Genomic DNA, 22,843 nt, shown 5'->3' with positions numbered 1-22,843 from the left:
AAATACCTATTTTTGCAGAGTAATTATTAGACTGGTGTAAAAGTGGCAAGAAAGAAAAAAGAGCTTCCCTTATTGGAGAAGGTAACAATCATGGATGTGGCTGCCGAAGGAAAAGCCATCGCAAAAGTAAACGACCTGGTAATTTTTGTCCCCTACGTAGTGCCGGGTGACGTCGTAGACCTTCAGATCAAGCGTAAAAAGAATAAATATGCCGAAGCAGAAGCGGTGAAGTTTCATGAACTATCGCCCAATCGCGCCGTTCCTTTCTGCCAGCACTATGGTGTATGCGGCGGCTGCAAATGGCAAGTACTTCCCTACGCGGAGCAAATCAGATACAAACAGAAGCAAGTGGAAGATAACCTGAGACGTATCGGGAAAATCGAGCTTCCTGAGATTTCTCCTATTCTCGGTTCAGCTAAAACGGAGTGGTACAGAAACAAACTGGAGTTCACTTTTTCCAACAAACGTTGGCTGACAAACGAAGAAGTGCGCCAGGATGTGAAGTATGACCAGATGAATGCGGTAGGTTTCCATATTCCGGGAGCGTTCGACAAGGTACTGGCTATCGAGAAATGTTGGTTGCAGGACGATATATCCAACCGTATCCGGAATGCGATACGCGATTATGCTTACGAACATGATTATTCATTCATCAATCTGCGTACACAAGAAGGTATGCTGCGGAATATGATTGTCCGCACTTCTTCAACGGGCGAATTGATGGTAATCGTGATTTGCAAGATTACGGAAGAGCACGAAATGGCCCTATTCAAGAAACTGCTTCAGTTTGTCGCTGATTCTTTCCCGGAAATTACATCTTTGCTATACATTATTAATAATAAGTGTAACGACACCATCAATGATTTGGATGTGCACGTATTTAAAGGTAAAGATCATATCTTTGAGGAGATGGAAGGCCTGCGTTTCAAGGTAGGTCCGAAATCATTCTATCAGACCAATTCGGAACAGGCATATAATCTATATAAGATAGCCCGTGACTTTGCCGGACTGACCGGAAATGAACTGGTGTACGACCTTTATACCGGAACAGGCACGATTGCCAACTTCGTTTCACGACAGGCACGCCAGGTGATCGGTATCGAATATGTGCCGGAAGCTATTGAAGACGCAAAGGTAAATGCAGAAATCAATGATATTAAGAATACCTTGTTCTATGCCGGCGACATGAAGGATATGTTGACTCAGGACTTCATCAATCAGCATGGACGCCCGGACGTTATCATTACAGATCCCCCTCGTGCAGGTATGCATCAAGATGTGGTTGACGTCATTTTGTTTGCCGAACCCAAACGGATTGTTTATGTAAGTTGTAATCCTGCTACTCAGGCACGCGATTTGCAGTTACTGGATGGTAAATACAAGGTGAAAGCTGTGCAGCCGGTTGATATGTTCCCTCACACTCATCATGTGGAGAATGTAGTATTACTAGAACTTCGATAAAAGAAAAAAATGGAAAAAAGACCTAGAAAGACACCTGCTGAAAGAGCACGTGCCCAATATACGAACTATGCAGTCAGGGAACCGATGGAACTCATGGATTTCCTCGCTTCCAAAATGCCGGACGCAAGCCGCACAAAGCTGAAATCTTTGTTAAGCAAGCGGGTGGTATTTGTTGACAATGTGATCACTACACAATTCAACTTCCCTCTTCAACCGGGAATGAAAGTGCAAATCAGCAAGCAAAAGGGAAAGAAAGAATTTAATAATAGATTGCTGAAAATTATATATGAAGACGCTTATATCATTGTTGTCGAAAAGATGCAAGGACTTTTATCCGTCAATACGGAGCGCCAGAAAGAGCGTACTGCTTATACAATACTCAATGAATATGTACAGCGTTCAGGACGTCAGTTTCGCGTATTCATCGTTCACCGCCTGGACAGGGACACTTCCGGCTTGATGATGTTTGCCAAAGACGAAAAGACCCAGCGGGTTCTGCGTGACAATTGGCACGAAATAGTGACAGACCGCAGATATGTGGCAGTAGTGGAAGGAAGCATGGAGAAAGACTATGATACGGTAGTATCCTGGTTGACTGATAAGACTTTGTATGTAAGCTCCAGCGAATATGATGACGGTGGTTCAAAATCAATCACACATTATAGAACCATCAAACGTGCAAACGGGTATTCTCTTGTAGAACTTGATTTGGAGACAGGACGCAAGAATCAGATTCGTGTGCATATGCAGGATTTAGGTCATCCGATTGTCGGTGATGGAAGATATGGCGGAGAAAACTATTCGAATCCTATCGGACGATTGGCTCTTCACGCTTTCAAGCTTTGTTTTTATCATCCGGTAACGGGGGACTTGATGGAGTTTGAGACACCCTATCCGGCAGATTTCAAGAAGCTGTTTTTGAAGAAATAAAAAATAAAAGCGGAACTCTTTAAAAAAGAGACTTCCGCTTTTTATTTATATTAAAATATTCATCTTCTATTGCATTTCCAATGTAAAAGGAAAACCTTCCGAATCTCCTGTCAAATAAAAAATCCCAGTCATTAATCCCCGACGTATGTTCACATCATCCATGTAGGAGATTCCATTTCTACCATAATCCAAAACAAGGTTATTACTGTAACGATCCTCCCAATACCACTGAAAACGAAAATGATCATATGGGTCACCATTACGATAGTATTGATATTCTTCCCCAAAGCCATCCGGGTCAAAAGTAAACTCACTATATATATACCTTCCATTGACAGCACTCATGCCGACATCTCCTGCCCATATCCTGCCAAACATCTGCTCTTCTAAGTCTTCATCGTCCTCACACGAAGTAAAGCCAACCAATAAAGTCAGCATCATTAAGATACCTGCATATCTCTTAACCATTTTCATAATCTTCCAGTTTATTGCGTTTATAAATACAAATTTAGCGTTTTTATTTTACTATACACCCCAAGCCATAAGTTTTTTGTACCTTTGCCCTCGATAATATAAAAAATTCCACATGAAACTCCTTTGGCTTGATTTAAATAGCTCCTATGCACACTCCTCACTGGCACTCCCTGCACTCCATGCTCAAATAGCAGACGATACTACTATTGAATGGTGTGTAGTCTCCGCCACGATCAATGAAAATACCGGTAGCGTTGTCAATCAAATCTATCATCACCAGCCGGATATCATTGCAGCCACCAATTGGCTATTTAATCACGAGCAACTATTACACATCGTTTCACGTGCAAAAGCATTATTACCTCATTGCTGTATCATACTCGGCGGCCCCGAGTTTTTAGGAGATAACGCAGCTTTCTTATATAAGAACAAATTTGTAAGCGGAGTGTTCCGCGGAGAAGGCGAAGAAGTATTCCCTTTATGGCTAAAAGTGTGGAATCACTCAAAAGAAGCATGGAAATCCATAACCGGACTCTGCTACATTGATGAGACGAACCAGTATCAAGACAACGGCATAGCCCGTGTCATGAATTTCTCGCAACTCATCTCACCAGAAAAGAGCCGTTTCTTCAACTGGAGCAAGCCCTTTGTACAGCTTGAAACGACCCGCGGATGTTTCAACACCTGCGCTTTTTGTGTCAGTGGCGGTGAAAAACCTGTCCGCACCATTCCTCTGGAAGCTATCCGTGAACGCCTGAACGATATTCATCAACATGGTATCAAAAATGTACGTGTGCTCGACCGCACCTTTAATTATAATAATAAGCGTGCCAAAGAATTACTCGACCTGTTCCGCAACTATCCGGACATCTGTTTCCATCTTGAAATCCATCCTGCTCTCCTTTCCGAAGAACTTAAAGAAGAATTATCCGTTCTCCCTAAAGGTTTATTGCACCTGGAAGCCGGCATTCAGAGCTTAAAAGAGTCTGTCCTGCAACAAAGCCGGCGCATCGGAAAGTTATCCGATGCCCTTGAAGGATTAAAATATCTCTGCTCTCTAAAAAACATGGAGACGCATGCCGACCTGATAGCCGGACTCCCACTCTATCACTTATCCGAGATATTCGAAGATGTCCACACCTTGGCAGAATATGGTGCAGGAGAAATCCAACTGGAATCTCTGAAGCTACTTCCCGGCACTGAAATGCGAAGAAGAGCAGAAGAATTAGGCATCCAATACTCACCGCTTCCACCGTACGAAGTACTGCAAACCCGTGAAATATCCGTAGATGAGTTACAGACAGCACATTATCTGTCCCGCCTTTTAGACGGATTCTACAATACTCCTACCTGGCAAAGCATTACCCGGACACTCATTTTGGAGAATCCTTCTTTCTTACATGAATTCCTCAACCATTTGGTGCAAACAGATGTTATCGACACTCCTTTAAGTTTAGAAAGAAGAGGATTGATTCTATACGATTTTTGTAAAAGTCAATACCCCGATTACTTGACGCAAGTCAGCATCGCATGGATAGAAGCAGGAATGTCCTTAAAGAAAGCCCCCGCCGAAAGAGTAAGAACCAAACGGCAAGTCCCTCCCGAAAGTTGGGAAGTTATATACGGTTCATACCGTGAGAATCTACGTTTATGCTTCCTTCCTACTGACGAAGAAGGGCACGGTTACTGGTTCGGTTTTGAATCGGAGATTCAAAAGATACAACCGGTATTCAAAGCAACAACTTAATAAAAAGCCACCCTCAAAACCCAAAAACTGTCCAAATAAAAAAAAGAAAAGTATTCCCATATTTTGTGAAATAATTCCTATTCGCAAATCATTCAAAGCAGCATTTCCTGTTTTTCACCGTCCATACAATAAACTTTACTAGCACACACAGTATGGATGTCCGAAAATATCAGTTGATGATTGTCTGCCTGTCATTACTCCCTTTATCCGTAGCAGGACAAGAATGGAGTAAGCAGGACTCATTGAGATTACAACAAATACTAAACTCTGAACAGGAAATCAAAATAAACAGAAAGCTCATTGAAAACACAGAACAGAATATATATCCCCAAAAGTCCTTTATGGATTTTGACCCGACATTGCCAACTATTAAAAATTCGACCATCTTTTCAAAACCATCCATTAATACCTATAATATACTCCACAAGTCTGCCTCTACCTTTTTACCGACTTATTCTTTAATGAGAATAAATAGAAATCTCATCCTGCATAGCAAAAGTAACTTTGCAGAAAGCCCCAGTCACTTCCATATCCAAACTCTTATTGAATATAAGTTCTCACAAAAATGGTCTCTTAATATATACGGCTCACAAAACCTTAATACCCGAAAATACCGGGGACTCCCTTCCGAAGTAGAGCCCACCCAACTAGGCGGCAACGTTGTACTGAAAATAAATAAAAACTGGAAAATCAAAACCGGCATGCAATATCAATACAATGCCTTGCGAAAAAGATGGGAATGGATACCTCAAGTTAGTGTTTCATATGAATGGTAGATACAATAAATCTGTATAATATCTCATCTTCCCGTAAAGACAGAAAAGTTTTAGAAAGTAAGAAAGCATATCTTCCATTAATTCTCGTACCTTTGTAACACGATTAAAAAACATCTTATAATAATGAAGAATTTTATCAAGGGATTCCGGTTTACCCCTTCTAATTATCCGGCAGCAGTAGAAGAGAAAATACAAAAATACAGAAAGCAAGGTTATAAACTCCCTCCACGCAAAGTGCTTCGTACACCCGAGCAACTGGAAGGGATTCGTGAAAGTGCCAAAATCAATACAGCATTGTTGGATTATATCTCGGAGAATATTCGTGAAGGGATGTCTACTGAAGAGATTGATGTGATGGTTTACGACTTCACAACCGGACATGGAGCCATCCCCGCCCCGCTCAATTATGAAGGATTTCCCAAAAGCGTTTGTACAAGTATCAATGATGTAGTGTGTCACGGGATACCAAGTAAAAACGAAATCCTTAAAAGCGGTGACATTGTCAATGTAGATGTTTCTACGATTTACAATGGCTATTTCTCCGACGCGTCCCGCATGTTTATGATTGGCGAGGTAAGTCCCGAAATGCAAAAGCTGGTTCGGGTAACCAAAGAATGTATGGAAATAGGAATTGCTGCCGCACAGCCCTGGAAACAACTGGGCGATGTAGGCGCAGCGATTCAGGAACATGCCGAAAAGAATGGATATAGCGTTGTCCGTGACCTTTGCGGACACGGTGTGGGGATGAAGTTCCATGAAGAACCGGATGTAGAACATTTCGGACGCCGCGGCACAGGAATGATGATCGTACCCGGCATGACTTTTACCATCGAGCCGATGATAAACATGGGAACCTATGAAGTATTCATAGACGAAGCCGACGGATGGACTGTCTGCACCGACGACGGACTACCCTCAGCCCAATGGGAAAACATGATACTGATTACTGAAACTGGAAACGAAATTCTAACTTATTGATGGAACTGATTCTACTTATTGTAATTGCCGTATTAGTGACAGTCCTGCTAGTATTATCACTGACCAAAGGCAACAATCAAACTCAAGCGGAACAATTACAGATAGCTTTGCGCCAACAGATGCAGGAGAACCGGGAAGAACTGAACCGTAGCATCCGGGAACTTCGCATGGAAATGACGCAAACGCTCAACCAGAATATGCAGCAACTCCAGGATGTACTGCATAAAAACATGATGACCAGCGGAGAGTTGCAACGCCAGAAATTCGACACGATGGCACGCCAACAGGAAGCACTGATGAAATCTACCGAGAAACGCCTGGACGATATGCGCCTGATGGTAGAAGAAAAGCTGCAAAAGACACTGAACGAACGAATCGGCCAGTCGTTTGAAATCGTCCGTTCACAGCTTGAGAACGTACAAAAAGGACTCGGAGAAATGAAATCCCTGGCACAGGACGTCGGCGGACTGAAAAAAGTATTGAGCAACGTAAAAATGCGGGGAACATTCGGTGAAGTACAGCTCGGAGCATTACTCGAACAAATGATGAGCCCCGAACAGTATGACGCAAACGTCAAGACGAAAAAGAGTGGAACCGAATTCGTCGAATTTGCCATCAAACTTCCGGGAAAAGATGATGCCAACAGCACCGTTTACCTTCCGATTGACGCCAAATTTCCGAAAGACATATACGAGCAATATTATGATGCTTTCGAAGCGGGAGATGCCGCGCTGATGGAATCATCCGGCAAGCAGTTGGAAAGCACGATTAAAAAGATGGCCAAGGATATTCACGATAAATATGTGGATCCCCCTTTTACTACCGATTTCGCCATCATGTTCTTACCTTTTGAAAGCATTTACGCTGAGGTAATCCGAAGAACAAGTCTTGTAGAGACGCTTCAGAAAGAATATAAGATCGTAGTGACCGGACCGACGACACTAGGAGCTATCTTGAACAGCCTTCAAATGGGATTCCGAACTCTTGCCATCCAAAAGCGTACCGGCGAAGTTTGGACTGTATTAGGAGCCGTCAAAACGGAATTCGGCAAGTTCGGCGGATTGCTTGAGAAAGTACAGAAGAACCTGCAAAGCGCCGGAGACCAACTGGAAGAAGTAATGGGAAAACGGACACGCGCCATCGAACGGAAACTGCGGCAAGTAGAGCAGTTACCACATGAAGAAAGTCAGAAGATTCTGCCGATTGACGGAATAGATGATGAACTTACAGATGAATAGAATAATCAAAAATAACTCTGCATATTATTACAAGAGTTTCATATTTTAAACTAATAATCCCGCCATTCAAGCTTTATCCCCTTGACAGGAATAAAGGTAGAATGACGGGATTATTATATTTTATCAACGCCCCTGCCCCTTTGCAAGCACCACCCGGAGCACAATATAACCCAATAATCCGGAAAGTATGGAACCCGACAACACTCCAAACTTAGCCTGATTCAACAAGACCGGATAATCAGCACCGAAAGAAAGGTTGGCAATGAAAAGCGATACGGTAAAACCGATGCCGCCTAACAATGCAACTCCGGTAAGATTCATCCAGTTCATTCCCAATGGTCTGGGAGTCAGTCCTGTTCTGATAGCCAACCAGGTGAACGAATAAATACCGATGAATTTTCCCAATAACAATCCGGCTGCCACCGCAATACCCACGTTGCCGACCAACTCGCCACCCCCGCTAAACACAACGCCGGCATTGACAAAAGCAAAAAGCGGAAGAATCAGGTAATTGACCGCCCCATGCAGATTGTCTTCCAATGATTGCAACGGACTAATCACACGGTCGGAAGCCGACTCCACCTCTTTCAGTTTGGCAATCTGCTCATTAGTCAACACAATACTTCCCGACTCCATTGTCGGGAAGCCGGCTATTATACGACGGATATCTTCAATATACTTTCCTACGTTCAAACGAGGCTTTGCGGGAATAACAAAAGCCAGGATAACCCCGGAGATTGTACTATGAATACCCGATTGCAAAAATAAATACCAAATAACGCCCCCAATCACTAAAAAGAAAATCTTATTTGTCGCCCCCCATTTTCCAATAAAGTAAAGCAAAACATAAAGCAATGCAGCCACCAGAAGATAACCGTAAGAGACATGTGAACTATAAAAAATGGCAATCACCAGAATACCGCCAATATCATCAACAACCGCAAAAGCCGTCAGAAAGATTTTCAGACTCAGCGGAACACGATTCCCTAGCAAGCTCAACACACCCAATGAAAAAGCAATATCCGTCGCCATCGGAATGGCAAGTCCCCGTCCACCATCACTACCCGGCGGGCAAAACAGCATATAAATCAACACCGGAAACACCATACCGCCGCAAGCGGCAATAAAAGGCAATGACGCTTTGCGGAAAGAAGAAAGTTCGCCAACCAATAACTCCCGTTTGATCTCCAGTCCCACCAGCAAAAAGAAAATCGTCATCAATCCATCATTGATAAACTCAATCATCCGTAGATTTTCCCCGCCATGCGAAAGTAAATTAAAACTACCAATCTGCAAATGAAGCTCATGAGACAGAAACTCCTGATAAACCGGAGCCACAGAAGAGTTCGCAATGATGGCTGCCGAAATAGCAGCCAGAAATAGAAGAATACTCGCTGTGATATTCATGGATGAGAAATTCCGCATAGTCCGCAAAATAGTCATAACGAAATGTATTTATAATATTAGACTCGCAATATACGGATTTTTCTAATTAATATAGCTCCTCAAAGCCAGGTTTTTCACCCAAAGCACAAAGATTCCTGTCAAAATCAGGTTCAACACCAAAGTCAGCACAGAAATCACCAACGCAGGTCCTCCCAAATTGTATCCCAACGCAATGAAAATAATTCCGGCACCCACTTCCCCACGGGTAAACATTCCGATAGAAAGAGCCAGCCGTTCACTCAATTTCCGGTCACGATAAAAGAACATCGGGCAGAGTTTTCCTACATTCGACAACAAAGAGACAATCACCACATGAAACATAATCATTCCCCAAGACATCATCTCCTGCGAACCCGTTACGGAATGCGTGCCCGCATGAGTCTCCGCATAGTTCACCCCGATAAAATGAGGCATACTCATCCCCACCAGGAACATAAACAAGAAAGAGATTCCGGTTGACACCTTCCGTTCCACGGGCGTATCATGCTCCCTATGTTTCATAATCATACCCAGGACAAAAGCCGGCAACAGCACTTCAATATGGATACTACCCTCTTCTCCATACAATTCCTTGCTGCCCAGATAAAGAATCTGCGTAGCCAGGAATATGATAACCGAATAAAAGAGAATAGCCTTCCAGTCCTGGCGCCAGTCATATTTATTCAACTTCTGCCAGCCGACAGCCAACAACATAAACACGACCACCACCACAATAATCAATTGCCAGCGCAATCCGATCATCATTATCTGAAGAGGAATCATCAGGATAATCGTATCCAAATCATCAAAGATAGCCAGCACTTGAATCTTCTTATAAATCCAACTGGACTTCAGCCCGATAGCAGCCAGCATCGTAAATAAGATACCCGCCGATGTCGGCGCCGCAAAACGGCTCAACAACAGATTCTCCTTCCACGCTTCCCAACTATTCCAATAATCGGGCGGCAACAATATAAACACATAATAAATGGCAATCATAAACCACGGCAGGGCTGCCGTCGCCATCGCTATGAAATAATCCTGAGCATAGCTTTTCCACCGAACCTTGTCGAGAACAAACTCCCGGCCCACATTAATCATTATAAAACTAAGACACACATAAAGCAGTACATTCGAAATGGATTTAACGGCTCCATAACCTTGCCCTGCCAGTACCGGCAGGAATTGTGAAAGAATGAGCCCCAACATAAGGAAGCCCGAAAAAGACAGAACTTTTCTCATATTTATAGTCGTTTGTTTTTTAAAAGTGATTGCCAAGGAAAGCTCTGCGGACAGAAGGCGATCACCCTGGTGTATTAAAAAACTAACCGCAAGTCAATTTGTTCAGGATATACTCTGAAAAAACTGCTTGCGGCAATATTCTTAATCCAGTTTCAGTACAGCGAGGAAGGCTTTTTGAGGAACCTCCACGTTACCGATTTGTTTCATTCGTTTCTTACCTCTTTTCTGCTTTTCAAGCAGTTTACGTTTACGGCTGACGTCACCACCGTAACATTTTGCAGTCACATCCTTACGAACTGCCTTAATCGTTTCACGGGAAATAATCTTCGCACCGATAGCTGCCTGAATGGCAATATCAAATTGCTGGCGGGGAATCAGTTCCTTCAACTTCTCACACATCCGTCTGCCCATGTCATAGGCATTGTCAATATGCGTCAGCGTAGAAAGCGCGTCCACAGGCTCGCCGTTCAGAAGAATATCGAGCTTCACCAACTTGGAAGTGCGGAAACCGTTCGGATGATAATCAAACGAAGCATACCCTTTGGAAATACTCTTCAGCCTATCATAAAAGTCGATCACAATCTCACCCAAAGGTATATTATAATATATCTCCACACGATTACCGGAAATATACTCCTGCTTGATAAGCTCACCCCGTTTACCCAGGCAAAGCGTCATGATAGGGCCTATATAATCGGTCGTCGTAATGATGGAAGCCTTGATATACGGTTCCTCGATATGATCTATCATCGTCGGATCGGGCATACCGCCCGGATTGTGCACTTCCTTCATATTGCCCTGCTTGTCAAATATATGATAGGATACATTCGGCACCGTAGTAATCACATTCATGTCAAACTCACGATCCAACCGTTCCTGCACAATCTCCATATGAAGCAATCCGAGGAAACCACAACGGAAACCAAAGCCCAAAGCCAACGAAGACTCCGGCTGGAACGTCAAGGAAGCATCATTCAACTGCAACTTTTCCAAAGACGCACGAAGGTCTTCAAAGTCTTCCGCCTCAATCGGGTAAACTCCCGCAAACACCATCGGCTTCACTTCCTCAAAACCGGCAATAGCCTTGTCGCACGGACGGGCGATATGCGTAATGGTATCTCCCACTTTCACCTCCTTGGAAGTTTTGATACCCGAAATAATATATCCTACGTCTCCCGTACGAAGCTCGTTACGAGGAACCAAATCCATTTTCAGCACCCCTACCTCGTCGGCATCATATTCCTTGCCCGTATTGAAGAATTTCACCTTGTCACCCTTGCGGATTATACCGTTTTCAATCTTGAAATAAGCGATAATTCCACGGAAAGAGTTGAACACAGAGTCGAAAATCAATGCCTGCAACGGAGCATCTTCGTCTCCTTCGGGATGAGGGATACGTTCGATAACAGCCGCAAGGATCTCTTCCACACCCATACCGGTTTTACCCGATGCACGAATCACCTCCTCACGCTTGCAGCCCAGCAATTCCACGATCTCATCTTCCACCTCTTCCGGGTTGGCACTCACCATATCACATTTATTGATAACCGGAATAATTTCAAGATCGTGCTCGATAGCCATATACAAGTTGGAAATGGTCTGTGCCTGTACACCCTGCGACGCATCGACAATCAGCAATGCACCTTCACAAGCCGCAATGGAACGGGACACCTCGTATGAGAAATCCACGTGTCCCGGAGTGTCGATCAGGTTAAGGACATACTTCTCGCCCTTATAGATATATTCCATCTGAATAGCATGACTCTTGATGGTAATCCCTCTCTCCTTCTCCAGATCCATATTGTCAAGCATCTGTCCCGAAGTCACCTGAATAGTCTTGGTAAACTCCAGCAGGCGGTCGGCGAGCGTTGACTTACCGTGGTCAATATGAGCAATAATACAAAAATTGCGTATATTCTTCATTCGAATTCTTATTATTTTATCTTTTTGGTGTGCAAAGATACGTAAATGGCGGAATAAAAAAAAATGCGTTGATAACATTCTGACAATGTACCAACGCATTTTTTTATTGCTTAAGTGAGTTACTCGCTTAGATCAATTTGATGAAGAGTTCACCTTCAACTTCTTCCACAGAGACTTTGTCTTCTCTCAATAACCAGCCAAGTCCGAGGAACAGGTCTTTGTCAACCAACTTAGTTGCTTTCTTCAGTTGCTTGGCAGTCATTCCTTCTGTTTCATTCAGTGCATTCCAGATATTTCCTGCGATTACACCTGCTTTTTCTTTCAACATTTGCTTTGAAATTTTAGTTAGACATGCTTAAAATCATCCGTGCCATAAAGACTTTCAGATTTTATTTCGGGGACAAAGATAGTTATTTTTATGTTATATAACACTTTATTGAATGTTTTTTTATTGATTTTGTAATAAAAAAGCATTTTTCCGCTCATTTCGGATGCTTTTCGAGGTATTCACACCAGATTCTTGCCGCTTCTTCCACCATTTTCGCGCAAGGGCGCTTGCTATAATATTGAGCAGTACGCTCTTCCGGAACGGTAGAAACCGGTTCTTTTTTCTTTAATCCCAACAATTCGCCGCAAATCAGCGAACCGTTGCGTTTCTTGAACTCAGCCGCCAGTTCCTGCACTACCGCATAGTTGGCAGTCTTGCCTTCCCGGTCGGTTGCTTCCGTCGCCCCTGTCTCCAAGCCTGCAACCAGAAACATTCCGCAGGCCGCCCCGCAAGTTTCACGCATCCGGCCTATCCCCCCACCGAAGGACGCACCCATGCGCAAAGCCTGTTCCTGTGTGAATCCGTACATATCCGCAAAGGCAGCCACTACCGACTGCGAACAATTATATCCGCTCTTAAAAAGCTCCACCGCTTTTTCTATTCTGTCTTCCATACTATTTATCGCTTTTTATTTTCATGCAAAAATATAAAAAAGTATCTTTGTTAGCGGAAATTACACCAAGATTAAAATCTAAATTTGAAAATATGGGCAAATCAATATCATATAAGGAATCGACGGCCATAGCCATCCAGGCTATGATGAGTTCCGCACGTAAGGACGAATACGCCGACAGGAAAAGAAAAATCAATTTTCCCCAAAACAGAAAAAAGCGTGAGGTCACACTCAAGGATATACGCAAGTGGAACAAAAGAAGGACATATAAAGAAGATACAGGAATCACTGTGGACGCAATGATGGAGTCAGCCATCAAAGATCCTTATGTGGATTTAAATCCGCCATCCAAATACTAAAGGATAAAACAAGGTGCCTACCTCCGCGAATTTCACGCCTGAGGAGACACCTGTAAGTCAAATATTGCCAATTTCAGCTCAACGTTCGATTTCCAGCACCATCGGACAGTGATCGGAATGCACAGCATCATTCAGAATCCGTGCACTCTTCAGCAAAGGACGTACCGGTTCGCTCGTCATGCAGTAATCTATCCGCCAACCCTTATTCTTGGCACGCGAATTAAAGCGGTAGCTCCACCACGTATATTCCTGCTTTTCGGGATAAAGCAACCGGAAAGAATCAATAAATCCCGCAGAAAGGAAACGGGTCATCCATTCCCGTTCTTCAGGAAGGAAACCACTGTTCTTCGCATTCCTCACAGGATCGTGAATATCAATCGGTTCATGGCAAATATTATAATCCCCGCAAAGAATCAGGTTCGGACGGGTTTTCCGCAACTCCGTCACATAGTTCTGAAAGTCTTCCAGCCACACCATCTTAAATGCCTGGCGTTCATCCCCGCTCGTTCCCGAAGGATGATACACGCTGACTACCGACAAATCTCCGAAGTCGGCACGGATAAAACGGCCTTCATTATCATAGGCTTCCATCCCCATCCCATATTCCACATGATCCGGTTCCTGCTTGGTAAGTATCGCCACTCCGCTATACCCTTTCTTCTGTGCCGAATACAAATAAGACTTGTACCCCAGTGCTTCAAACACCTCTGCCGGATATTGATCCGGTTGTAGTTTTGTCTCTTGCAGACAAAGAACATCGGGATTCTCCTGCGCCAGCCATTCCGCGAAACCCTTGGAAACAGCAGCACGTAGCCCGTTCACGTTATAAGTAATAATCTTCATTGTCACATATTTATTAATTCATGTTCATTTTATGAGAATAACAGCATGATATTCAGCACCGACACGATGATGGCAATGGTGTACAGCACAAAGGTGCTCCAACGGCTGTTCACATAATCCCCCATCACCTTCCGCGAAGAAGTCAACCCCACCTGCAAGAACACCGTGAAGGGCAACTGGATACTAAGTATCATCTGCGATATAATCAACCCCTTGAAAGGATCTCCGATAAAGAAAATCAGCAGCAAGGCAATCCCTAAAGACAGAAGAACACCGACTTGCGAGTGGCTGTCCTTGATATGATACGATTCACCGAAAATACCCGCGAAGATAGAACCTGCAGCCATCCCGCTTGTGATAGTCGACGAAATTCCCGCCATCAACAGCGCCAACGCGAATACAATAGCGGCATTGCTTCCCAATAACGGTTCGAGCAGCGATTTCGCCTGCTGCAATTCTTCCACCTGGATACCGCTCTTGAAGAACGTAGCAGCAGCCAGCAGAATCATCGCACTGTTAATCGCCCAACCGACAATCATCGAAAACAGCGTATCGAACAACTCATATTTCAGTACCTTCTTGATGGACGCATCGTCTTTCTTATTATACTCATGGCTCTGTATCACTTCCGAATGAAGGAACAGGTTATGCGGCATCACCACCGCACCCAATACACTCATAATAATCAGCATACTTCCTTTCGGAAACGACGGAGTCACCCATCCCGCTGCCGCAGCCGGCCAGTCTATCTCCACCAGAAACAACTCATAAATAAACGAAAGCCCGATAACGGAAACGAACGCAATGATGGAACGTTCTATCTTCTTATAAGAATTGGTGAAAAGCATGATAGAGACAAAAAGCGTTGTCAATACAGCCCCCCATATGATGGGAATATCCAACAGCATTTCCAAAGCAATGGCACCACCCAGAATCTCCGCCAGCGAAGTAGAGATGGAAGCCAGCACCGCCGTACCCAATATCGGACGGGATACCCATTTGGGAGTATATTTAGTGGCCGCTTCCGAAAGGCAAAGTCCGGTGACAATCCCCAGGTGGGCAACGTTGTGTTGAAGCACAATCAACATAATAGTGGACAAGGTAACCACCCAAAGCAATGAATACCCGAATTCGGAACCGGCAGCGAAATTAGACGCCCAGTTTCCCGGATCAATAAATCCTACCGTCACCAAAAGCCCCGGCCCGATATATCTGAACACATCCAGCCCGCCCAAATAACGTTTATGATCTTTGCGTTTTAAATCTTGAAAAATATTCTTCATTTCTTGCATAATAGTTTATCCAGTACAAATATACTTATAAATAACGACTGGAGTTCGATTTTGGTTCAAAATACCGACAAATAAGTAAATAAGATTCAGGCACGGATTTCACGGATTTCACGGTTCTAAATCAATCAAAACCGTGTTATCCGTGTAATCCGTGCCTGAATAAAAATCAAAAGGGAGTTTTTTGCCACTCCCTTCTGATATAACTATAAAAAAAGGAAACGTTGTCCGTTAATATCCCATCTCATGCAATGCACGACATAACTGGTCGGGACAAGACGTCGGTCTGCCACCGCAACGCACACCCTCAAGCTTGGTAATCACCTCTTCCACTTTCATGCCTTTTACCAGGCGCGAAATACCTTGCAGGTTGCCGTTGCATCCGCCCCAAAAGGCCACTTCCTTCACAACTCCATCTTCCACATTCAGTTCGATGTTCGTGCTGCAAGTGCCTTTGGTTTTATAAACATACTCCATACCGGCTTATTCTTCGCTTTCTTCAGGTTTCATGTTTGTATAAACAGTCTGCACGTCGTCAAACTCTTCCAGACGTTCAATCATCTTATCCAGAGTTTCGCGTTGTTCGGGAGTCACATCCTTCATATCGTTCGGGATATAAGTGAAGTCTCCACCGACATCTTCGAAACCACATTCTTCCAAGTGCTTCTGAATAGCTGCATAACTCTTGGGATCACCGTAGATAGTGATTGTACCTTCTTCTTCATCCTCGTCATATTCATCTTCCACATCATAGTCGATCAGGTCGAGAATCAGCTCTTCCATATCCAGTCCGTCTTTCTTCTTGAAAGTGAACATACACTTATGGTCAAAAAGGAATGCCAGGGAACCCATTGTACCCAGGTTACCGCCAAACTTGTTGAATACCGAACGGACGTCAGCCACCGTACGGGTAGTATTGTCTGTCAACGTATCCACAAAGACAGCAATTCCGTGAGGGCCGTATCCTTCGTAAGTCATACTCTTGTAGTCGCTCTGGTCTTTACCCATCGCGTTCTTGATAGCACGTTCGATATTATCCTTCGGCATATTCTCACGCTTACAAGTAGCGATTACCGAACGCAGCGTCGGGTTATTCTCAGGCTCCGGGCCGCCCGCCTTCACAGCGATAGCGATTTGCTTACCCAGTCTTGTAAATGTTTTAGCCATGTGGCCCCATCTTTTCAGTTTGGCGGCCTTTCTATATTCAAATGCTCTTCCCATTGGTTTATATTTTTATAATAACAATTCTAAGTTTATCTGATTATCTTAGTTTGGCACCCAGTTTATCTTCCAGGTTCTTCACCAGTTTCGACATGATCTTGTCAATCATCTTGTCGTTCAATGTCTGGTTCTCATCCTGAAGCAAGAAGCTCACTGCATAAGATTTCTTGCCTGCTTCCAGGTTCTTGCCTTCGTACACATCGAAAAGTTCCACTTCTTTCAGCAACTTCTTCTCCGTATCGTAAGCAATCTTCTCGATTTCGGCAAACTGTACATTCTTGTCAAGCAACAAAGCCAGGTCACGCTTCACAGCCGGGAACTTGGAAATTTCCTTGTAGCTGATCTTCACCGAACGGATAGCCTTCATAAGCTCCTTCCAGTTCAAGTCGGCGAAATAAACTTCATTATCGATATCGAATGCCTTCAGCAATTTCCTGGTCACTACACCGAAAGACGCAAGACGCTTGCCCCCCTTCGTGTTCACAGAAAGCGCAGCAGCAAAAACATCATCGGTCAGATTACCTACAACCAGATTATGCAAATCCAGTCCCAGACGTTTCAATATATTCTCCACATAAGCCTTCAATTCATAAACAGAACTGTTCTCGTCTGCATGCGCCCACGAGTTGGAAACCTTCTTGCCGGTTACCCACAATCCCAAGTGATAATCTTCCGAGTAAGGAGCCAATACCTTTTCCTCATTCTTCTTGTCTCCATCGAAATAATAGCAATTACCGAATTCGAAGAATTTCAGATCGGCATTCTTACGGTTCGCGTTGTGAGCGATGCTTTCCAGTCCACCGAACAACAAAGTCTGGCGCATAGCGTTCAAATCCGCGCTCAACGGGTTCAGCAGCATCACCAGGCGGTTTGACGGATACGTCTCCAAACCATCATAGTAAGCGGCACGGGTCAATGAGTTGTTCAGTATTTCATTGAATCCGCAGCCCACCAACTGTTCTGCCACCAGATTCTGCAATTTATTTGATTTGTCATGCTCACCTTTCGTAGTCAGACTGGATTTCAGTGTAGACGGAATCTCCACATTATTATATCCGTAGATACGGAGAATATCCTCAATCACGTCACAATCACGCTGCACATCCACCCGGTAAGGCGGAACAGCCAATGTCAGACCTTCAGCCGTTTCATTGGTGATTTTCATTTCCAGACTGGTCACAATGCTCTTGATTGTCTCTACCGGAATCACTTTGCCTATCAGTGAATTGACTTTGTCATACGCCAAGTCTACGATAAAATCCTGCGCGGGAGTAGTATATATATCCTTAATATCAGAAGAAATCGTACCGCCGGCCAGTTCTTTCACCATCATGGCAGCCAGTTTCAGGCAATAAATCACGCCGTTCGGATCGATACCACGCTCGAAACGGAAAGAAGCATCCGTGTTCAGACCATGACGTCGTGCAGTCTTACGCACCCATGTAGGATGGAAGTAAGCACTTTCGATGAATACATCCGTCGTAGCTTCCGTAGAACCGGAGTCCAGTCCGCCGAATACGCCGGCAATACACATGCCTTCCTCCTTATTGCAGATCATCAGGTCGCGTTCGTTCAGTTTGCGTTCCACTTCATCCAGTGTGACGAACGGAGTTCCTTCGGGCATTGTCTTTACAATCACCTCATTACCTTTTATCTTGGCGGCATCGAAGCAGTGCAAAGGCTGACCGAAAGCATGAACGATATAATTGGTAATATCCACTACATTATTAATAGGACGCACACCGATCAGTCGCAGTTTGTTCTGCAACCATTCCGGGCTTTCCTTCACCGTCACCCCTTTCACGGTAACTCCGGCATAGTGCGGACAAGCCTCGCTGTTTTCAACCTTCACTTCAATATTCAAGTCATGGTTTTCCACTTTGAAGTCATCCACTGACGGGCGTTGCAAAGTGGCCTGCTTACCGTTCTGAATCAGATAGGCATACAAGTCACGGGCTACCCCATAGTGTGAGCAGGCATCCGCGCGGTTGGGCGTGATGTCCACTTCAAGCACATAGTCGCTCTTGATATTATAATAATCCTTGGCGAGCGTACCCGGAACAGCAGTTTCCGGCAATACAATGATGCCCGCATGATCCGTACCGAGACCTATTTCGTCTTCAGCGCAAATCATACCGGTAGATTCCACACCACGGATTTTTGATTTCTTGATGGTAAAACATTCGTCACCGTCATAGAGTTTTGTTCCCAAAGTAGCTACCACCACTTTTTGTCCGGCAGCCACATTCGGAGCACCACAAACGATCTGCACCGGATCGCCTTCTCCCAGATTGACAGTAGTAATATGCAAATGGTCGGAATTCGGGTGTTCCACGCAAGTCAGCACTTCGCCGATCACAAGACCTTCCAAACCACCTTTAATGGTTTGCACTTCTTCCACACCACCTGTTTCCAAGCCGATAGAAGTCAACGCAGCCGCCGTTTCTTCGGGCGTCAAATCGAAGTTGACATACTCTTTCAGCCAGTTGTAAGAGATATTCATATCATTATTTTTTTATTGTTTCTCAAAAAGATTCGCAAAGTTAATAAGATTTTTCGGTTGACCGAAAAGGATTCAAAAGAAAATGCAAAAGGAGTGCTAGAATGGCAACGGCCCGTCCCCTCCTATCGGCGCGGCAAACGGATTCTCCGCCTGCGGAGCAAAGTCAGGCGCCGGCGGCGGTGGAACGGAACCCGCTCCTCCTGTATTCATTTTAGAACCCAGCATGGCACCGGCAGGCTCGCCCGGCATCGGGATAACCATGTCGTCTTCCGGATTCGAGAACCGGGTAAACTCACCCTTAAACCGGAGCAACACCTCGCCTACCGCACCATTACGGTGCTTGGCTATCACAATCTCCGCCATACCACGCAAGTCATTTCCCCTGTCATCCTGGAAGATCTTATAATATTCCGGACGGTGGATAAAGCACACCATATCGGCATCCTGCTCGATGGCTCCCGATTCACGAAGGTCACTCAACTGCGGACGCTTACCGTCGATACCTTCACGGCTTTCCACACCACGATTCAACTGCGACAGCGCGATAATCGGAATATTCAACTCCTTCGCCAATCCCTTCAACGAACGCGAAATGGTACTCACCTCTTCCTGACGGCTTCCGAATGCCATACCGCTCGCATTCATCAACTGAAGGTAGTCAATGATAATAATTCTCACCCCATGCTCACGCACCAGACGGCGTGCTTTCGTACGAAGCTCGAAAACCGACAAAGACGGGGTATCATCCACGTAAAGCGGCGCGTCCAGCAAGTCCTTCAGCTTGTAATCCAATTGCTGCCACTCGTAATTCGCCAACTGTCCGCTCTTGATTTTCTCACTCGGAATCTCGCAGACATTCGTAATCAAACGGTTCACCAACTGGACGTTACTCATTTCAAGAGAGAACAACGCCACCGGATTCCGATAATCAACAGCTATATTCTTCGCCATAGAAAGCACGAAAGCTGTCTTACCCATGGCAGGACGGGCAGCAATAATAATAAGGTCGGAATTCTGCCAGCCGGAAGTCATCTTGTCCAGTTTCGTGAAACCACTTTCAAGACCGCTCAAACCGTCGGTTCGTGCCGCAGCCTTCTGAATCAGCTTATAAGCTTCGTCAATCACCGGATTGATCTGCGTATAGTCTTTCTTCATGTTCTGCTGCGAAATCTCGAAAAGCTTGCCTTCCGCTTCCTGCATCAAGTCATCCACATCCAGCGTCTCGTCAAAAGCCTTGCTCTGGATATTGCTTGTAAATGTAATCAACTCACGCGCCAGTGACTTCTGCGCAATGATACGCGCATGGTATTCAATATGCGCCGAAGAAGCGACCTTACTACTCAACTGAGTAATATAAAACGGCCCCCCGACCTCATCCAAATCTCCCCGTTTGCTAAGCTGTTCCTTTACCGTCAGAATATCCACCGGTTTCTGGTTGACGGCAAGGTCGGTAATAGCTGCATAAATCAACTGGTGACGGTGCTCATAAAAAGATTCGGGACGGAGAATCTCGCTCACTAGCGAGTAGGCATCCTTCTCAATCATCAAAGCTCCCAACACAGCTTCTTCCAGCTCAGGCGCCTGAGGCTGGATACGACCATAATCATTTACCGGTTGCACTTTAGTAGACTTTGTATTGCGGGTATTTTTTCTCTGTTCGGCCATGAAGATATTTACTATTTTTCAATTTACTATTTACTATTTTGCGACCGGACAGACTCCTTTATAACAGAGTTCTTCCAGTCGGGACGACAAAGATAGAATATAATCACGAAGAATGAATAAGGAAAAATGAAGATTTTACTAACTTTGCTCCCGATTCACATTATCCAACTATGATTAATTGCAATGTGGAGCACTGTAAACACTAAATTGTAAATCGTAAAAAAGTACATATGATCGCTTTTCCGAATATCAAAATAAACCTGGGGCTCTCCATCACGGAGAAACGCCCGGACGGTTATCACAACCTTGAAACAGTTTTCTATCCGGTAGCCCTTGAGGATGCTCTCGAAATCCGCACTCTCCCCAAAGCAAGTCTCTCCGAAGCAGACAAGAAAATTACCCTCCACCAGTATGGAATGGAGATAGCCGGCACCCCGGAAGACAATCTGGTCGCAAAAGCCTATTCACTGCTGGACAAGGAATTTCACCTTCCCCCTGTCGAGATTCATCTATACAAGCATATTCCTTCAGGAGCCGGATTAGGTGGCGGCTCGTCAGACGCCGCCTTTATGCTGAAGTTACTCAACGAGCAGTTTCATTTGAATTTATCTGAAGAGCAACTGGAAATATACGCCGCCACCTTAGGAGCGGACTGTGCTTTCTTTATTAAGAACAAACCAGTCTACGCCGAAGGTATCGGCAACATCTTCTCGCCAATCGAACTTTCATTAAAAGGTTATCAGATTATGATTGTGAAGCCGGATGTTTTCGTTTCCACCCGCGAAGCCTTCGCGAACATTCATCCCCATCATCCCGAATATCCGGTCAAAGAGGTAATCCGTCGTCCGATCACGGAATGGAAGGATATATTAATCAACGACTTCGAGTCGAGCGTCTTTCCGCAGCATCCCGTTATCGGAGAAATCAAGCAAGAACTCTATAACCAAGGGGCAATCTATGCTTCCATGAGCGGTTCCGGTTCTTCCGTGTTCGGGCTGTTCGCACCGGATGCTGCGCTGCCGGAAATAAACTGGAAAAGTAACTCGTTTTGTTTTAAAGGCACGTTAGGCCAATAACCCTTTGCCGGAAATTATGTTCCGGCAAAGTTTCAGAAACCTAACATTGCAGCAGGATGTATATTCAGCACACGACAAAGCATGCGAGCTATTTTTAAAGTAGGTTCCGAGCGACCTGAAATATAATCATTCACACGTGAAGGGCTAACCCCTATTTCACTTGCAAGTTGCCTTTGCGTCATCCCCTTTTCTTCAAGGGACAGTTCTATCAACTCTGCTACAGTTGGTTTTTCTATAGGATAATGTTCCTTTTCATATGCAATCACTATATCAGACATAACAGAGAGTTCCACTACTCTCTTATCATTTACAGGAGTACTATCATCAACCAAAGGCAGGAGTTCCTCAACCCTTGCCAATGCAAATTCATATTGTTCCTTCGTTATTTTGGTCATATCTTTCATATTATATAGTTGAACAATCTATTTTATCATAATCTTCATGAGTACCCACCCAACGGATAAAAATATATCCCATCGTAAATTTAATAACCACTACCAACCGATAGTTGTTACCTCTGAATTTCTTATGTGATACTACTCTCATTTCTTATTCATTTGATACAAAAATACAAAATAGTTTTGAATCATAAAAGAATAAGGCATAAATGTTTTATAATTCAAAACACAAGTAAAATCTGAACAAAAAACGGTACCACGACTCACGTCGTAGTACCGTCACAACACAAACACAAAATAAAACACGACAAAACTACTATGCAATCACCTGTCTATACCGGGAGGTATAAGTAC

21 protein-coding genes and 1 pseudogene are annotated in these 22,843 nt (G+C 44.4%); 8 read left to right on the top strand and 14 right to left on the bottom strand.

Features of this window, described 5'->3' with window-relative positions; all coding sequences use genetic code 11:
• The first annotated feature begins 90 nt into the window (after nucleotides 1-90).
• Entirely contained in the window at nucleotides 91-1,461 is a 1,371-nt protein-coding gene (gene rlmD, locus AB5443_RS08360; RefSeq protein ID WP_277131576.1) for a 23S rRNA (uracil(1939)-C(5))-methyltransferase RlmD, read from the top strand.
• A 9-nt stretch (nucleotides 1,462-1,470) separates the two neighbouring features.
• Nucleotides 1,471-2,391 carry an RluA family pseudouridine synthase gene (locus AB5443_RS08355; RefSeq protein ID WP_195407830.1) on the top strand — a complete coding sequence of 307 codons (921 nt, stop codon included), beginning with the start codon at nucleotides 1,471-1,473 and terminating at the stop codon, nucleotides 2,389-2,391.
• Between the two features lie 66 nt (nucleotides 2,392-2,457).
• Here AB5443_RS08355 and AB5443_RS08350 read toward each other — a convergent pair whose 3' ends face one another.
• Entirely contained in the window at nucleotides 2,458-2,865 is a 408-nt protein-coding gene (locus tag AB5443_RS08350) for a hypothetical protein (protein ID WP_073345917.1), read from the bottom strand.
• A 112-nt stretch (nucleotides 2,866-2,977) separates the two neighbouring features.
• Here AB5443_RS08350 and AB5443_RS08345 point away from each other — a divergent pair, with 112 nt between their 5' ends.
• The 4 genes from AB5443_RS08345 (at nucleotide 2,978) to AB5443_RS08330 (ending at nucleotide 7,604) form a co-directional block, all read left to right on the top strand.
• A complete protein-coding gene (locus AB5443_RS08345) occupies nucleotides 2,978-4,612 on the top strand; it encodes a DUF4080 domain-containing protein (protein ID WP_368114162.1) in 1,635 nt (544 codons plus the stop codon).
• Nucleotides 4,613-4,764: 152 nt separating this feature from the next.
• On the top strand, nucleotides 4,765-5,388 hold the full coding sequence (locus tag AB5443_RS08340; protein ID WP_277131232.1) for a DUF4858 domain-containing protein: 624 nt from the start codon (nucleotides 4,765-4,767) through the stop codon (nucleotides 5,386-5,388).
• A 123-nt stretch (nucleotides 5,389-5,511) separates the two neighbouring features.
• The gene (gene map / locus AB5443_RS08335) at nucleotides 5,512-6,366 is read left to right on the top strand and encodes a type I methionyl aminopeptidase (RefSeq protein ID WP_022139212.1); all 855 of its coding nucleotides are present in this window, start codon (nucleotides 5,512-5,514) and stop codon (nucleotides 6,364-6,366) included.
• On the top strand, nucleotides 6,366-7,604 hold the full coding sequence (locus AB5443_RS08330; protein WP_022139213.1) for a DNA recombination protein RmuC: 1,239 nt from the start codon (nucleotides 6,366-6,368) through the stop codon (nucleotides 7,602-7,604). The genes map and AB5443_RS08330 overlap by 1 nt, the downstream gene beginning before the upstream one ends.
• A 123-nt stretch (nucleotides 7,605-7,727) precedes the next feature.
• Here AB5443_RS08330 and nhaA read toward each other — a convergent pair whose 3' ends face one another.
• The 5 genes from nhaA to AB5443_RS08305 all read right to left on the bottom strand — a co-directional run bounded on the left by nhaA (nucleotide 7,728) and on the right by AB5443_RS08305 (nucleotide 13,135).
• Nucleotides 7,728-9,047, bottom strand: a complete 1,320-nt coding sequence (gene nhaA / locus AB5443_RS08325; protein ID WP_368114163.1) for a Na+/H+ antiporter NhaA — start codon at nucleotides 9,045-9,047, stop codon at nucleotides 7,728-7,730.
• Nucleotides 9,048-9,092: 45 nt separating this feature from the next.
• On the bottom strand, nucleotides 9,093-10,271 hold the full coding sequence (locus AB5443_RS08320) for a sodium:proton antiporter (RefSeq protein WP_368114164.1): 1,179 nt from the start codon (nucleotides 10,269-10,271) through the stop codon (nucleotides 9,093-9,095).
• 141 nt (nucleotides 10,272-10,412) lie between these two features.
• Nucleotides 10,413-12,194: a translation elongation factor 4 gene (gene lepA / locus AB5443_RS08315; RefSeq protein ID WP_022139216.1), complete on the bottom strand. Its 1,782-nt coding sequence runs from the start codon at nucleotides 12,192-12,194 to the stop codon at nucleotides 10,413-10,415.
• Nucleotides 12,195-12,321: 127 nt separating this feature from the next.
• A complete protein-coding gene (locus AB5443_RS08310; protein WP_044654713.1) occupies nucleotides 12,322-12,522 on the bottom strand; it encodes a winged helix-turn-helix domain-containing protein in 201 nt (66 codons plus the stop codon).
• Between the two features lie 154 nt (nucleotides 12,523-12,676).
• Nucleotides 12,677-13,135, bottom strand: coding sequence for a C-GCAxxG-C-C family protein (locus tag AB5443_RS08305; RefSeq protein WP_368114165.1), 459 nt, complete (start codon nucleotides 13,133-13,135; stop codon nucleotides 12,677-12,679).
• A gap of 92 nt (nucleotides 13,136-13,227) precedes the next feature.
• Here AB5443_RS08305 and AB5443_RS08300 point away from each other — a divergent pair, with 92 nt between their 5' ends.
• Entirely contained in the window at nucleotides 13,228-13,494 is a 267-nt protein-coding gene (locus AB5443_RS08300) for a hypothetical protein (protein ID WP_368114166.1), read from the top strand.
• A gap of 78 nt (nucleotides 13,495-13,572) precedes the next feature.
• Here the strand turns inward: AB5443_RS08300 and AB5443_RS08295 are convergent, their stop codons facing one another.
• The 6 genes from AB5443_RS08295 to dnaB all read right to left on the bottom strand — a co-directional run bounded on the left by AB5443_RS08295 (nucleotide 13,573) and on the right by dnaB (nucleotide 21,015).
• On the bottom strand, nucleotides 13,573-14,337 hold the full coding sequence (locus AB5443_RS08295) for an exodeoxyribonuclease III (RefSeq protein ID WP_022136684.1): 765 nt from the start codon (nucleotides 14,335-14,337) through the stop codon (nucleotides 13,573-13,575).
• Nucleotides 14,338-14,366: 29 nt separating this feature from the next.
• On the bottom strand, nucleotides 14,367-15,620 hold the full coding sequence (locus AB5443_RS08290; protein WP_073345933.1) for an Nramp family divalent metal transporter: 1,254 nt from the start codon (nucleotides 15,618-15,620) through the stop codon (nucleotides 14,367-14,369).
• Nucleotides 15,621-15,857: 237 nt separating this feature from the next.
• Nucleotides 15,858-16,103 carry a TIGR03905 family TSCPD domain-containing protein gene (locus tag AB5443_RS08285; RefSeq protein WP_022136686.1) on the bottom strand — a complete coding sequence of 82 codons (246 nt, stop codon included), beginning with the start codon at nucleotides 16,101-16,103 and terminating at the stop codon, nucleotides 15,858-15,860.
• A 6-nt stretch (nucleotides 16,104-16,109) separates the two neighbouring features.
• Nucleotides 16,110-16,847 carry a YebC/PmpR family DNA-binding transcriptional regulator gene (locus AB5443_RS08280; RefSeq protein ID WP_022136687.1) on the bottom strand — a complete coding sequence of 246 codons (738 nt, stop codon included), beginning with the start codon at nucleotides 16,845-16,847 and terminating at the stop codon, nucleotides 16,110-16,112.
• Between the two features lie 40 nt (nucleotides 16,848-16,887).
• Entirely contained in the window at nucleotides 16,888-19,350 is a 2,463-nt protein-coding gene (gene pheT, locus AB5443_RS08275; protein ID WP_368114167.1) for a phenylalanine--tRNA ligase subunit beta, read from the bottom strand.
• A gap of 96 nt (nucleotides 19,351-19,446) precedes the next feature.
• Nucleotides 19,447-21,015, bottom strand: coding sequence for a replicative DNA helicase (dnaB, locus tag AB5443_RS08270; RefSeq protein ID WP_022136689.1), 1,569 nt, complete (start codon nucleotides 21,013-21,015; stop codon nucleotides 19,447-19,449).
• Nucleotides 21,016-21,245: 230 nt separating this feature from the next.
• Here dnaB and ispE point away from each other — a divergent pair, with 230 nt between their 5' ends.
• Nucleotides 21,246-22,091, top strand: coding sequence for a 4-(cytidine 5'-diphospho)-2-C-methyl-D-erythritol kinase (ispE, locus tag AB5443_RS08265; protein ID WP_368114168.1), 846 nt, complete (start codon nucleotides 21,246-21,248; stop codon nucleotides 22,089-22,091).
• Nucleotides 22,092-22,123: 32 nt separating this feature from the next.
• Here ispE and AB5443_RS08260 read toward each other — a convergent pair whose 3' ends face one another.
• Both AB5443_RS08260 and AB5443_RS08255 read right to left on the bottom strand, forming a co-directional pair.
• Nucleotides 22,124-22,486, bottom strand: coding sequence for a type II toxin-antitoxin system HigA family antitoxin (locus tag AB5443_RS08260; protein ID WP_195407883.1), 363 nt, complete (start codon nucleotides 22,484-22,486; stop codon nucleotides 22,124-22,126).
• Nucleotides 22,487-22,496: 10 nt separating this feature from the next.
• Nucleotides 22,497-22,610: pseudogene (locus tag AB5443_RS08255) on the bottom strand (type II toxin-antitoxin system HigB family toxin); the annotation flags it as partial.
• Between the last annotated feature and the right edge of the window lie 233 nt (nucleotides 22,611-22,843).

This window comes from Bacteroides sp. RTP21281st1_H5_RTP21281_210402 (assembly GCF_040918965.1).
GTDB classification, from domain to species: domain Bacteria; phylum Bacteroidota; class Bacteroidia; order Bacteroidales; family Bacteroidaceae; genus Bacteroides; species Bacteroides congonensis.
This window is presented reverse-complemented; position numbering and strand designations above follow the sequence as displayed.